This window comes from Streptococcus sp. HMSC066F01 (assembly GCF_001837335.1).
Lineage (GTDB): Bacteria > Bacillota > Bacilli > Lactobacillales > Streptococcaceae > Streptococcus > Streptococcus oralis_S.
In genome coordinates this window covers 1-858 of the sequence record NZ_KV832109.1, presented here as the reverse complement: position 1 = coordinate 858, position 858 = coordinate 1, and the positions used below count along the sequence as shown (strand labels likewise).

General features: G+C 40.6%; 1 protein-coding gene. It reads left to right on the top strand.

The features are described 5' to 3' along the window. Nucleotides 1-858, top strand: an 858-nt coding sequence (locus tag HMPREF2655_RS03395) for a hypothetical protein (protein ID WP_142352122.1), incomplete at both ends; no start/stop codon positions are given.

Genomic DNA, 858 nt, shown 5'->3' with positions numbered 1-858 from the left:
AAAGAACGTTTCCTTCTATGTTAATGAACAAAGCGATATCGATAAGTTCTCAAATCGAATTTTAGAATCGGTAGCTGCAGCGTTGATCAAGGAAGACATCAAGGGTGAGTTCACTGTTACACCTGGATATAAGGTTGATGCTGTTCGAATCAATGGTAAAACAGTTGTTGAAAAAGTCACAGATCCATCAAAACAAATTCGTGGTCGAATCAATCAAGAAGGTGACAATGTCACAATCTATGTACCCGATAGTGTCTTCAACCCTGGAGATAACAATTTTGACTATGATTTGAGTAAGGAGGCTCGTGCTCCTGAAACGAATGAAGAGGATGAAGTTGATCCGCCAGCTGATTATACACCAACGAATGAAACAATTACAGTCCCTGAATTGACTGGTGTCTTCAAGACAGGTGAATTTACAACCCGTAAGATTGGTGGACGTAATGAAGAAGTTGAAGTTCAAAAACTCGAGTACTGTTACCCAAGTGTCACGAAGAGAATTACCGACGCAGATAAGAGTAATGACTTGGGAGAAATTGATGACCCGCTTGGTTTGACAAAGAAAAAAGCCTATTCTGCACAATTGTCAGACAAGGCAGAGGAGTTCACCTATACTCTTGATTACAACTTCAATAACGTAGCCTACGAATTTGAAAAGAACGTCATGTTGACAGACCCACTTGACTACCGTTTGGAAGTGGTTGAAAGTTCAGCTACTGGACCAAATGGAGAAAAATGGACCACTCGTGTAGTTAGTCAAGATGATTCAGAAGGCAACCCTCAAAGTGTCGTGGTTGCGGATGTTCCTGCTAAAGGATCCAACTATAATTACTTGGTATTGAAGAAAGCTCAAATGAC